Genomic DNA, 12759 nt, shown 5'->3' with positions numbered 1-12759 from the left:
TAACCTTATACAGATTAGTCTACGGTTATCGACTAGCCAAGTAATTCAGCTAATTGCTTGCTTACCGCATCAACAGTTTGTGTACCGTCGAATGTAACATATTTGCTGTTACCTGCTTCCGCTTCTTTGCCATAATAAGCAATAAGTGGTGCAGTTTGGTCATGGTAGATAGCTAAACGTTTACGCACAGTTTCTTCAACATCATCCACACGGATTGTTAATTCATCACCAGTTTCGTTATCTTTACCTGCCACTTTTGGCGGATTATAAACAGTGTGGTAAACACGGCCAGAAGGCGCGTGAACACGACGACCACTCATACGTTTAACGATTTCTTCATCAGGCACGTCAAATTCAAGTACGAAATCAACGTCAATGCCGTTTTCTTTCATAGCGTCAGCTTGTGGGATAGTACGTGGGAAACCGTCTAGTAGGAAACCTTTTGCACAATCTTCTTTCTTAACGCGATCTTTAACTAATTCAATAATTAGTTCGTCAGATACTAGTTGGCCACTATCCATAACAGCTTTAACTTTTTGACCTAACTCAGAACCTTCTTTAATAGCAGCTCGTAGCATATCACCAGTAGAGATTTGCGGAACACCATAATTTTCCATGATGAACTGTGCTTGAGTTCCCTTTCCTGCACCTGGTGCACCTAATAAAATAATACGCATAAATTGCCCTTAAATTGATTTTAACTTGTTTAAATTACTTAAACTGCTTAAATTTTAGAAACGCTAGACTACACGTGAAATTCGATGTGTTCAAGTCCAACCCAACTTTGTTGTTTTTTTGTATACAACTTTGTGAGTAATACGCTAAAAAAACATATCCGCACTGTTAAACCCTATAAAGTGTACTTAACCGATAAGGCGATTCATACGTGCAATAAATGCGGCAGGATCATCTAAGCTACCACGCTCAGTCAATTGTGCTTGCTCTAACAATAGCTGAACCCTGTCTGCAAATACGGTTTCATCTGCTTCATCAGCAACACGTTTAATCATTTCGTGCTCTGGATTTAGCTCAAAAATGTACTTCTGTGGTGGTACTGCTTGACCCGCAGATTCCATTAACTTGATCATTTGACTGCTCATGCCATCTTCATTTGTAACAACACAAGACGGTGTTTCTGTTAGACGATGAGTTAAACGAACATCGGCTACTTTTTCACCTAGCGTTGTTTTAATACGCTCAATGAGGCTGGAAAATTCTTCCGTTGCTTCTTCTTTCGCTTTTTTAGCATCGTCATCATCTAGTGCACCAAGGTCAAGATCACCCTTAGTAACCGATACCAGTTGCTTGCCATCAAAATCTGTTAGATGTGATAATAACCACTCATCAATGCGATCTGTTAATAGTAATACTTCAATGCCCTTTTTCTTGAAGATCTCAAGATAAGCACTCTTCACAGCACTTGTGTAGTTATCTGCAGTGATGTAATAAATCTTTTCTTGGCCTTCTTGCATGTTTTCGATATATTTACCAAAACCAACTTCTTGTGCAGCACCATCAACAGACGTTGAAGAAAAACGTAATAAAGAAGCAATTTTCTCTTTATTCGCCATATCTTCAGCGGGACCTTCTTTAAGCACTTGACCGAATTCATTCCAGAATTTCAAGTATTTCTCGTCATCATTTTTCGCCATGCGTTCTAGCATAGTTAATACACGCTTAGTACAAGCAGTACGTAATGAAGTCGTGATTTTATTATCTTGTAAGATTTCACGAGATACGTTTAGTGGTAAATCGTTTGAATCTAACACACCCTTCACGAAACGCAGGTAAGTTGGCATGAACTGCTCAGCGTCATCCATGATGAACACACGTTGCACATAGAGTTTTAGACCGTGTTCTTTTTCACGGTTCCACATATCAAATGGTGCACGCGCTGGGATATAAAGTAGGCTAGTGTATTCTTGCTTACCTTCTACGCGATTATGGCTCCATATCAGAGGATCTTCAAAGTCGTGTGCGATATGCTTGTAGAATTCTTGATATTCTTCATCTTTCAGCTCACTTTTCGATAAAGTCCACAATGCACTTGCACGTGTCACTGAATCCCACTCACCTGGTACAGCGGGTGTTTTTTCACCGTCTGGACCGTCTGGACCTTCTGATTCAGGTTGTCCTTCTTTCCACATTTCAACTGGGATGCTGATGTGATCAGAGTATTTATTGACGATTTGACGCAGTTTCCATGCTTCTAATAAATCATCTTCGCCTTCACGCAAGTGTAAGATAATTTCAGTACCGCGGCTTTCTTTGGTGATATTAGTTAGACGGTAGTCGCCTTCACCTTCTGATTCCCACTGTATCGCTTGGTCCGCTGCTGCGCCCGCTGCACGTGTATTCACGGTTATCATTTCTGAAACAATGAAACCTGAATAGAAACCAACACCGAATTGACCGATTAATTGTGAATCTTTCGCTTGATCGCCAGATAGGTTGTCAAAGAATTCAGAGGTACCAGAACGTGCTATTGTGCCTAGGTGTGAGATAACGTCTTCACGTGACATGCCGATACCATTATCATCAATCGTGATTGTACGGGCAGTTTTGTCTATCGAAATGCGTACGCGTAATTCACCATCATCGCCATATAAGCTATTATCAGATAATGCTTTAAAACGCAGTTTATCGGCTGCATCGGCCGCATTAGAGACGAGTTCACGTAAAAATATTTCTTTATTTGAGTATAAAGAATGGATCATTAATTTAAGCAGTTGCTTAACTTCAGCCTGAAAACCGTGAGTTTCAGTATTAACTGTATCAGTCATTACTTGTTCCTTTGTTCTAATGGGGTGATTCATATTCAGATAACAAATTATCTGAATATATTAGTTAATAGATAGATGGGTTTGTTATCAGTGTTTTCAAGGGCAATGTAGAATTTTTATCTGTGATCTCTAACGCAACAACTATAAAATACCCTAAAAAATAACATTAAATATATTAAAACCCTTGCACATTAGTATACTAACCACCAACATATTGCGCGCAACTTAAATTAAGTATCACATATTAGCACTCGTGCTCATTCTATTATTAAGGAACTTAAAATGACTAAGCTTTATGATTTCGAAGTAACTACGATCACAGGTAAACAAAAAAAACTCAGTGATTATAAAGGTCAAGCAGTGTTGATTGTAAATACAGCGAGTAAATGTGGATTTACTAATCAATATGCAGAATTAGAAGAGTTACAGCAAACCTATGCCAGTAAAGGATTGGCTATTTTAGGCTTCCCTTGCAATCAGTTTAAGCAACAAGAAAAAGGTTCAGATGCTGATATCAACGCATTCTGTCAGCTTAATTTTGGTGTCACTTTTGATATGTTTAGCAAAATAGATGTGAATGGCGATAATGCAGCCCCACTTTATAAGTGGCTTAAGTCAGAAGCCACAGGCCTATTAGGTAGTAAAGGCATCAAGTGGAATTTCACTAAATTTTTGGTTAACCGTGACGGTGATGTTGTCGATCGTTTTGCTCCAACACTCTCGCCAAAAGGCATGGTAAAAGATATTGAGAAACTGCTGTAAGCCCTCCGCAGGGCTAGCACTTAGCCCTGCGCTGTCGTATAGTATGCGCAATTCATTATAGGAAGGCTTTACATGTTTCGCGACAATCCACTACTATCTCAACTAAAACAAAATATGCGCCAAAACACGCCGAGTGTAGAAGGCACAGTTAAAGGCACTGAACGTGGTTTTGGCTTCCTTGAAGCGGATGATGGCGAAAGCTATTTCATTGCCCCGCCTCACATGAAAAAAATCATGCATGGCGATAGAATTAAAGCATATATCGAAACTAACGGCGATAAAACATCTGCAGAACCAGATACCTTAGTTGAAGCTAAGCTAACGCGTTTTATTGCCCGTATTAGTATGACTAAAAACAAGCTCACTGTGCTTGCAGACAGTCCTGTAATCAACATGCCAATTAGAGCTAAGTTAGTTGGTTTGGGCAAGCAAAAAGTTAACGACGGTGACTGGGTTGTAGCACAACTAAAATCTCACGCATTAAAAGATGGTAGCTTTGCCGCTGAAGTAACGGGGTTCGTTGCAACAGCAACAGATCCAAATGCACCATGGTGGGTAACACTAGCACGCCAAAATCTAGCTAAAGATGTTCCAGCAATGCCTGATTCTGTTGAATTTAAAGATGATACAACCCGTATTGATCTAACAGATAAGCCATTCTTTACTATCGATTCAGCGTCAACACAAGATATGGACGATGCACTGTTTGTTGAGAAAACAGCAGAAGGCAATCTTAAAGTAACGGTAGCGATCGCCGATCCAACATCATATATCCCTGCCGATTCAGAATTAAATAAAATTGCAGCAGAGCGCGCATTTACCGTATATCTACCGGGTCGTAACATCCCGATGATGCCACGTGAATTAAGTGATAGCGTTTGTTCATTAGTTGCTGGCGAAAAACGCCCGACGTTATGCTGTACTTATACCATCAATGAAGATGGTGCATTAGCAGAAGAATTTAAATTCTTCACCGCATGGATCACGTCACAGCACAAACTGTCTTACACCCAAGTATCTAATTGGATTGAAGAAGAATCAACTGAATGGCAACCTGAAGCACAACTGGCAGAACAGCTACAGTCATTGGCTACGTTTGCTCGTCATCGTCAACAATGGCGTAAAAACAATGCCATCGTGTTCCCTGACCAACCAGATTACAGCTTTGAGCTAGACGACAGCGGTAATGTACTGGCTATTCACGTAGAGCACCGTCGTATTGCCAATCAAATGATCGAAGAAACGATGGTTGCAGCGAACATTACAGCGGCACGTTTATTCCGTCAAAATGGTGATGTTGGTGTATTTAATACCCACGCAGGTTTCGATCCAGAGAAAATTGATTTGGTTGTCGAATTATTGACTGAGCATGGCATTGAATGTACCAAAGAGCACATCCAATCATTACCAGGTTATGTTGAATTACAACGTACGTTAGCTGAAAAAGCCAATCCAGCTTTAGACAGTCGTTTACGTCGCATGCAAAGCTATAGCATCATCAGTGCCAGTGCAGAACGCCACTTCGCGATGGGCTTAGACGGTTATGCAACATGGACGTCACCTATTCGTAAATATGGTGACATCATTAACCACCGTCTAATCAAAGCAACATTGACCAATGGTTCTGCACCTTCTGCAACTGAAGATGAAGTGATCTTAATGTCAGAACGTCGTCGTCAACACAGAATGGCTGAACGTGATATCTCATCGTGGTTATACGTTGACTACCTAACACCTGCAGTAGAGAGCAAACAAGTATTCGAAGCAAGTATTATGGATGTGAACCGTGGTGGTTTACGTGTGCGTTTACTTGAAAATGGCGCGGTTGCATTTATCCCTGCTAGCTTATTACATGATAATAAGAAAGAAGTTAAATGCTTAGTTGAAACTGGCCAAATCAGTATTAAAGATCAAGTTGAATACAGCCTAGGTGACGTGATTTACGTTAACATTGCTGAAATCAACAAAGAAAAACGTAACATTGTTGCTAAACCAGTTGAAAAAATAGCGAGTTAATCGCTACAACGCAGTTAACGAGGGCAAGGTCATTTGCCCTCGTTAAATAATAAACCCTATCTCACCCCAATGTCGTTGTCGTTCGGTGTTCAATTGCACAATTAATTTAAGCGCATTATTTGGATCTATCTGCCAGTTGGCACTAATATCCGGATTTAACGCCGTAAACTCCGCCAACATGTTTGTTAAATGCGTCAGCATTACCGTCGTGACTTGCTCACGCTTCGGCAGTTCAATCACAAACTTAAAGGCTTGTAACTCCATCATTTGGTATTGCTGTAACACAAAGCCTAAATCAGCTAACGTTTGTTCGTACTTTACCTGTTCCTTCACCAGCGTGAGATCTACACCCGCTTGCTGGTCAAACCTTATCGCATCCGCATAAATACTATCAACATTCACCAAGCCTTGCGTTGCGCTATCATCATACATTGTCAGAATAGCCATTTCTTTCGCATAAGAACTATTGGCATTAGTACAGATCAAACTGATTGTGGCCGTCAAACAAACAACAAAGCATAAAAATAATAGCTGCTGGGCGAATATCGGTTGGTCGTAACGACATTTCCATAACGTGTTTAGTTTTAATATCGAGTTCATTTCCGCTGCTCATTAATCATCAATGAGGCTATTAAAACAAACAAGTGTGGCGATTACATTTCACTAAAATGACAAAGTAAGATGAAGTATGACGAAATATGGCAATAACATTATCAAGCGGTTTAGGAAGTAATCTAACGATTAAAACAAAGAGTGGCACATCAAATAAGGCGTGGTAATTTAGTATTATGAAAAGTACCCAAACTACAGAGTGGTCGCACTCGACAATTGTAGTTCAGGTTAACTTAATAGGTGACTCAACAGCGAATCGTCAATTAGCGACAATGCAAGAATTCAGCTCTTGTTTCAGGACGTGATTTAAAAATACCACCCAGAGATGTGGTTGTTGTTTCGCTTGTTGCATCCATTACACCCCGTGCTTTCACACAATAATGCGTCGCGGTAATGCTTACGGCAACATCTTGCGAATCAAGCAAGGTTTGCAACGCAACTAAGATTTGTTGCGTTAAACGTTCTTGCACTTGTGGACGGCGTGAGAAAAACTGCACGATACGGTTAATCTTGGATAAGCCAATTATTTTACTGCGAGGAATATACGCAATAGTAGCTTTACCATCGATAGTAATAAAGTGATGTTCACAAGTACTTGTTAAAGTAATATTACTTACTTTAACCATTTCATCTACTTGCATTTTATTATCGATCAAAGTGATTTTAGGAAATGTCGCATAATCCAAACCTGAGAATATTTCATTCACGTACATTTTTGCAATACGATGCGGCGTTTCAGCCAAACTATCATCACTTAAATCGAGCTCTAATAGTGTCAGGATCTCGGTAAAATGCGATTCAATGCGTTCTTTCTTTTCGGTGCTTGATAGCCCAGTTCCGATCATCGGAGTTTCTAACCCTCGCTCTTCCAAAACTGAACGAACTAATAAAGCTTCTTTACTTAGGCAGGTCATTAATTACTCCACAAACGGATCGACTTAAGAAATATGGCCGAATAATAACACCTAACAATTAATAAGATAAACAAATTAGCTGAAATAGCGTTAATTAAGCTTTTTATTGTTATAGGTCCTATCGTCAACCTGCCGAGTTTGTCATAATTAACGACATAACTAAAAAATAACCAACAAGGGTATGTAATGGGATGTTGTGATGTACAAGGGCTAAAACCACTGGATTTAGCGATGCAAGAGATGTTAGCCAGTATTGATGCAGTAACAGAAACACTGACATTAGATTTAGCGGATGCGCTCGATTATATTCTCGCTGAAGACATTTCCTCTCCAATGAATGTCCCGCCTTTTGATAATTCAGCAATGGATGGTTATGCAGTTCGGATCTCAGACCTTACTCAATCAATGACCCTACCACTTGCAGGTAAAGCATTTGCTGGTCAACCCTTTAATGGCGATTGGCCACTCGGTACTTGTATCCGCATTATGACTGGCGCGCCAGTACCGAAAGGTTGCGAAGCCGTTATCATGCAAGAAAGAACACAAGTGAACGGTGAGCAAATCACCTTCGAAAACATACCACCCATGCATGACAATATTCGTAATGCCGCTGAAGATATTGCTATCGGCCAAGCCGTACTAACCAAAGGTCGTCGCCTTACCCCACGTGATATTCCCATGCTAGCAACTATCGGTATTGATAAAGTGACTGTGTATCGTCGTTTAAAAGTCGCTATATTCTCAACCGGTGATGAGCTAAAAAACTTAGGCCAACCGCTTGCAGATGGGGAAATTTATGACAGTAACCGTTATAGCATCAACGCCATGTTATCGCGTTTAAATTTAGACATCATCGATTTTGGTATTATCCCTGATAACGAAGTCCTACTACGCGAAACCTTTATCAAAGCCGATGCGGTAGCAGACGCCGTGATCACCTCCGGTGGTGTATCCGTTGGTGAAGCTGACTACACTAAAGTTTTACTCGAAGAATTAGGTGAAATTGGCTTTTGGAAACTGGCCATTAAACCAGGTAAACCGTTCGCATTCGGGTCGCTGCCAAACAGTAAATTCTTTGGTTTACCCGGCAACCCAGTATCTGCGACGGTGACGTTTCACCAACTTGTGGTACCCGCATTAGCTAAGATGACCAACCAAGTTTATACACCAACACCGCGTTTCAATGCGATTGCGGCAACGAAAATGAAAAAAACACCTGGTCGTATGGATTTCCAGCGCGCGATTTATAGTGTCAATGCACAAGGTCAACTTGAAGTCGTATCAACAGGTAGCCAAGGGTCTGGCGTTTTCAGTAGTTTGAGTCATTCAAACTGCTATGCAATTATCGAGCAAGATCGCGGTAATGTTGAAATTGGTGAAACGGTCACTATCGAACCCTTTAACGAGATCCTAAATTAATGACCAACCCAGCTATTGGTGGCGACTTGCCTTCCGAAGACATTTTATCTTCGGAAGAAGAGTTACGCTATAACCGTCAAATTGTCTTACGCCACTTTGATTTTGACGGTCAAGAAGCCTTAAAACAAGCAAAAGTCTTGATTATTGGCGCTGGCGGGCTTGGTTGTGCGAGTAGTCAATACTTAGCATCTGCCGGTATGGGGCAGATGACATTAGTCGATTTTGATCATATTGAATTATCCAATTTACAGCGTCAATTACTGCATCGTGACAGTCGGATCGGTGAATTTAAAGCAATTTCAGCGAAATATGAACTTGAGCAAATAAACCCGCATTGTAAAGTCCAGGCTATCACCAATAAACCGTCTGAAGATGAATTAGCTCATTTAATCAGACAGCATGATATCGTGCTTGATTGTACTGATAATGTTGAAACACGCGAACAAATTAACCGCGCTTGTTTTGCATTAAAAACACCCTTGGTGTCCGGTGCTGCGATCCGTATGGAAGGACAAATAAGCGTCTTTACCTATGCGGATGATGAACCTTGCTATCAATGTTTAAGTCAATTATTTGGAAATGGTACGCTTAGTTGTGTTGAATCTGGCATCATGGCACCTATGGTAGGTATTATTGGTGCCATGCAAGCGCTGGAAGCCATTAAGGTCGTCGCTAATTTTGGGTCGCCAATGATAGGAAAAATCTTACTTGTCGATGGTCTTACACTATCATTTCAACAGATGAAATTACCAAAACTACCAACTTGTTCTGTATGTCATGCCCCGCGCACAAAATAAGTGTGATCAATTAGCGCGATTATTTAGCTTAATCGCGCTACACACAGATTAAAAGTTGCCAACTAAAAAGTTCATTTATAAGAAAATATGGGCGAGATAAGAAACCAATAAGCAATACACAAGGTTGGCAACTAAGCTCGCTTCCAATCCCACAAACCAATATAACAAGCCTAACGTTGAGGACGTTATGATGGTGACGATAACGATAAAGATGATCAGATTTATCGATAAAGTAGCCGTGATGACTGCCACCAATAAAGCCATAAACAATGCCAGGATTATTGATGAAATAACAATGCTACCTGTGGTTAATTTAAACTGTGACGGTGTTGTTTCAAAGACCATTAACCTTGAGAGTACAATTGATAGCGGTAACATTAATACTGACAAATACAAGGTACTCGAAAATATAGCCGTCAGTACAATTAACACAAAGTCTAACGAGCCAAATATTTGATGATACTTAAGGAACCCCAGCGGTAAATGGGGCTCTGCGATCACAAAAATCAAACTACATAAAATAGCGGTCAACAAGCCAAAACAAGCACCAAATACAAGGGCTACTCGCAATTCAGATAAGAACCCATTATCGTTTGTCTGTTGCGATAACAGAGAAACCTTAGGCACGCACATAATGCCAAAATAGGCAGAACAAGAGAACGCTAAAAAACCTACAACCACTAACGGCGCAATAAAATTACTTGTTAACCCAATGCCTATTGGTAAACCAGAAAACAAAAATGATGCTATGTTCGCTCTTTCAGCAAACACAAACCCACTTATCACTAAAAAAGCGCAAGTAAACATCAAGCAGCGTTGTAATGTCGAGTAGTTATTCAATACGGCCTCGAATAATGTTATCTGTCTCTTCAATTGTTGTTCAATCATATCTTACTTACAAAAAATTAATTCAGTATTACCTATTTCAGGCGTTAATTTTACTAACCGACCCAAAGGGCGTAACCATAAATAGGTAATGATATATACAAATCCATATATTACAAGTCCAATGACTAATTTTATCTGGTTAACCTCGGCATTTATGTGTTACATCAATACAACACAGTGTAATGTTTGGCTAAGATGAAATCTATATACTGGATGTAGGCATTCGAAATATCAACCTTATTTTCCCGTTATTATATTGAATAATAAGGATTTTTATTAAAAATAATATAATAACTAAAATCAAAATAAATGATGTATTAATTCAAAAATAATGTAATATTCGAGTTGTAACTTAACTATTCATTAGTAGGTGCATTACAAGGTTTCAAATTGTAATGATATTTAAGTACTTATTGATTCAATCATTAGATAAAGGAATATAACATGACAGACCTACGCGCTAAATTTGACGCTACAGTAGACCAAGTTCAAAATGGCTCTGCAAGGAACAAGCCTTCACAAGAATTAAAGCTAGAGTTTTACTCATTATTTAAGCAAGCAACAAAAGGGGATGTCGCGGCTAAGAAGCCATCTATCTTTGATATGGTTGCTTTTGCTAAATGGACTGCATGGAATAAATTACGGGGTTTATCTTCTGATCAAGCAATGGAAAAATATATTGCACGAGTAGAAGAAGAAAACGCGGCTTAATGATTCGCGGGAAATAACTTTTTGTTTGTTACTTGTTGTCAGTAAATAGTACCATTTACTGACAACAAGTAGAGCAGTATATCTACTCATTATTCAATACACTTGAAACCTCACTCACACTATTTTTTAATAGAAGAGCTTACTACTTTCTGTTGGTGAAAAAACCACTGTCTTCGAACACGCTTACTCATCATCACTCCTTAATTTTATCGCTAACATACACATCATCACTGTCATCCAGTGCTAGCCTACATTTATAATAATTACCACTTATATATTTATATCAGATACTTAAATATATTATACAGTGATCTACACACAACTAAAGTAGCAATAACTAATAACTTATCAACTATTTCACTCGACCTTAATTCGAAAATTAGATCGTGATATAGATTGGATGTTATATGAACTGATATTGAATGAAATAACAGTTTCAGCGGCTGGAAATACATCAAACCCGCCCTGTAAATAATAATTTTTCTAATAAAAACAACAATTTCATAAAAATAACGAACGAGTGTATTGCTATGAGACTTTAACCATGTATAATTCGTCTTAAGAAATTAGGCTAGTTTATATCGGTAGAATGAGCTTTAGTTGATACTTGTATCTATTATTGTTTTGTATTGTTTATATAAGTTACACCCTGGTTTTTTATCAAATTTTTTAATAACGTATATACAGGGTTTTTTAATATGTCTAATACAGTAATCGGTAAAGTAAAATTCTTCAACGAAGCTAAAGGTTTCGGTTTCATCGAGCAAGAAAATGGCCCAGATGTATTCGTACATTTCAGCTCTATCTTAGTTGATGGCTTTAAAGTCCTTACTGACGGTCAAAAAGTTGAGTTCACTGTAGGCCAAGGCCAAAAAGGTCCTCAAGCTGAGAACGTTAAACCTCTTTAATAGTTTACTATTAATCGGTTAAACAGATATCAAAAAAGGTGAACTTAGTTCACCTTTTTTATTACCTAAAATTCATAACATGTAATGTGGCATTAGGTTTAGGTATAAAAAAGCCAATGAGACATCTCATTGGCTTTTTTATACGTATGACTTCGCGCTTAAATACTTGAACTAGTTGTTAGTTAGCAATGACTTCCAGTTGTTTCTCTCTCGAATTAATACTCTCAGTTAAGCTTTTCAATACACCATTACTGATATTAAAAATCCAACCATGAATCGTTAATTCTTCACCCTTGCGCCAAGCTCGCTTCACAATAGTGGTATTACAGACATTTCTAACCTGCTCGACAACATTCAATTCACACATACGATCAATTTTATCTTCTCCACTAACATCTTTTAACTCGTCCATGTGGAAGCGCTCTACATCTTTAATATGACGTAACCAATTATCAATCAAGCCATGTTGCTCATCGCCCATGGCCGCTTTAATACCCCCACAACCATAATGACCACACACAATAATATGTTTTACTTTAAGCACCTCTACGGCGTACTGGATCACTGATAAACAATTTAAGTCAGTGTGCACAACAACATTGGCAATATTACGGTGAACAAAAACTTCCCCCGGAGGCAGAGCCATAATCTGGTTTGCAGGTACGCGACTATCGGAACAACCGATCCATAAATAATCAGGTGATTGTTGTTTAGAAAGTTGCTCAAAAAAGTCAGGGAACTGTTCATTAATCTGCTCTGACCATGCGCGATTGCGTTCAAATATCGATTTAATAGTACTCAAGACTACGCTCTCTGATTATGATAACTACATTTTGAATCCTTAAACTAGCTTGTTTAATCAATATATTCAACTGATAAATAAGTAATCTTCGGATATAGGCTGATATAAGAAAGCACCCAATCAAGGGTGCTTTAAGTTAAATAATAA

Annotated in this window: 12 protein-coding genes; 6 read left to right on the top strand and 6 right to left on the bottom strand. The window is 38.9% G+C overall.

What is annotated here, in order from left to right:
- Nucleotides 1-32: 32 nt before the first annotated feature.
- Nucleotides 33-677, bottom strand: coding sequence for an adenylate kinase (gene adk / locus MORIYA_RS01415; RefSeq protein ID WP_112712061.1), 645 nt, complete (start codon nucleotides 675-677; stop codon nucleotides 33-35).
- A gap of 186 nt (nucleotides 678-863) precedes the next feature.
- Nucleotides 864-2783 (bottom strand): molecular chaperone HtpG, encoded by a 1920-nt coding sequence (htpG, locus tag MORIYA_RS01410; RefSeq protein ID WP_112712059.1) that lies wholly within the window; start codon nucleotides 2781-2783, stop codon nucleotides 864-866.
- Nucleotides 2784-3065: 282 nt separating this feature from the next.
- Between htpG and MORIYA_RS01405 the strand changes: the two genes are divergently transcribed.
- Both MORIYA_RS01405 and MORIYA_RS01400 read left to right on the top strand, forming a co-directional pair.
- Nucleotides 3066-3545, top strand: coding sequence for a glutathione peroxidase (locus MORIYA_RS01405; protein WP_112712057.1), 480 nt, complete (start codon nucleotides 3066-3068; stop codon nucleotides 3543-3545).
- 72 nt (nucleotides 3546-3617) lie between these two features.
- The gene (locus MORIYA_RS01400; RefSeq protein WP_112712055.1) at nucleotides 3618-5561 is read left to right on the top strand and encodes an exoribonuclease II; all 1944 of its coding nucleotides are present in this window, start codon (nucleotides 3618-3620) and stop codon (nucleotides 5559-5561) included.
- Nucleotides 5562-5603: 42 nt separating this feature from the next.
- On the opposite strand, the gene MORIYA_RS01395 is transcribed toward MORIYA_RS01400, so the two are convergent.
- Nucleotides 5604-6161 (bottom strand): GTP cyclohydrolase, encoded by a 558-nt coding sequence (locus MORIYA_RS01395; protein WP_112712053.1) that lies wholly within the window; start codon nucleotides 6159-6161, stop codon nucleotides 5604-5606.
- A gap of 275 nt (nucleotides 6162-6436) precedes the next feature.
- Entirely contained in the window at nucleotides 6437-7087 is a 651-nt protein-coding gene (folE, locus tag MORIYA_RS01390; protein WP_112712051.1) for a GTP cyclohydrolase I FolE, read from the bottom strand.
- A 186-nt stretch (nucleotides 7088-7273) separates the two neighbouring features.
- On the opposite strand from folE, the gene moeA reads away from it, so the two are divergent.
- Together moeA and moeB are read left to right on the top strand one after the other, a co-directional pair.
- Entirely contained in the window at nucleotides 7274-8506 is a 1233-nt protein-coding gene (gene moeA / locus MORIYA_RS01385) for a molybdopterin molybdotransferase MoeA (protein WP_112712049.1), read from the top strand.
- Nucleotides 8506-9303, top strand: a complete 798-nt coding sequence (gene moeB, locus MORIYA_RS01380; protein ID WP_112712047.1) for a molybdopterin-synthase adenylyltransferase MoeB — start codon at nucleotides 8506-8508, stop codon at nucleotides 9301-9303. Before moeA ends, moeB begins: the two co-directional genes overlap by 1 nt.
- A 75-nt stretch (nucleotides 9304-9378) precedes the next feature.
- On the opposite strand, the gene MORIYA_RS01375 is transcribed toward moeB, so the two are convergent.
- A complete protein-coding gene (locus MORIYA_RS01375; protein WP_112712045.1) occupies nucleotides 9379-10191 on the bottom strand; it encodes a hypothetical protein in 813 nt (270 codons plus the stop codon).
- Nucleotides 10192-10635: 444 nt separating this feature from the next.
- On the opposite strand from MORIYA_RS01375, the gene MORIYA_RS01370 reads away from it, so the two are divergent.
- Together MORIYA_RS01370 and MORIYA_RS01365 are read left to right on the top strand one after the other, a co-directional pair.
- Nucleotides 10636-10902, top strand: a complete 267-nt coding sequence (locus MORIYA_RS01370; RefSeq protein ID WP_112712043.1) for an acyl-CoA-binding protein — start codon at nucleotides 10636-10638, stop codon at nucleotides 10900-10902.
- Between the two features lie 698 nt (nucleotides 10903-11600).
- Entirely contained in the window at nucleotides 11601-11810 is a 210-nt protein-coding gene (locus MORIYA_RS01365) for a cold-shock protein (RefSeq protein ID WP_006030497.1), read from the top strand.
- 178 nt (nucleotides 11811-11988) lie between these two features.
- Here MORIYA_RS01365 and can read toward each other — a convergent pair whose 3' ends face one another.
- Nucleotides 11989-12612 carry a carbonate dehydratase gene (can, locus tag MORIYA_RS01360; protein WP_112712041.1) on the bottom strand — a complete coding sequence of 208 codons (624 nt, stop codon included), beginning with the start codon at nucleotides 12610-12612 and terminating at the stop codon, nucleotides 11989-11991.
- Between the last annotated feature and the right edge of the window lie 147 nt (nucleotides 12613-12759).

The sequence above is a fragment of the Moritella yayanosii genome (assembly GCF_900465055.1).
Taxonomy (GTDB): Bacteria; Pseudomonadota; Gammaproteobacteria; order Enterobacterales; family Moritellaceae; genus Moritella; species Moritella yayanosii.
This window is presented reverse-complemented; position numbering and strand designations above follow the sequence as displayed.